The sequence below is a fragment of the Vibrio sp. HENC-03 genome, assembly GCF_000305755.2.
Classification (GTDB): domain Bacteria; phylum Pseudomonadota; class Gammaproteobacteria; order Enterobacterales; family Vibrionaceae; genus Vibrio; species Vibrio owensii.
Map to the genome: position 1 here is coordinate 1 of NZ_JH976081.1, position 345 is coordinate 345.

General features: G+C 53.0%; 1 protein-coding gene. It reads left to right on the forward strand.

The genetic code is table 11. From position 1 onward, the window contains the following. Window positions 1-345 (forward strand): Calx-beta domain-containing protein (locus VCHENC03_RS27755; protein WP_009705405.1); only part of this gene is annotated, 345 nt, incomplete at both ends.

Consider the following 345-nt stretch of genomic DNA (forward strand, 5'->3'; position numbering starts at 1 on the left):
CGCGGTAAATCCTGATGGCTCGTTCAATGTCACTGTTCCTGCCAATGACACCACATACAGCATCACCGTTAGTACAACGGATGATGACCTATTTGAAGGCCCTGAGACCTTTACGCTGTCTGGTGCAACTGCCGTACAAACCACGCCGGCAGAAGGAACGGGCACAATTGTTGATGATGGCAGTGGCCCAGGCCCTGATCCAGATGACGACCGTCCAACCGTGGCATCGATTAGCTCAACCACGGTCAACGAAGGTGACCCAGCGACACTTGATGTGACTATGAGTAATGCAAGTACAACAGATACCGTTGTCAGCATGACACTCGCCGATGGCACAGCAGACGG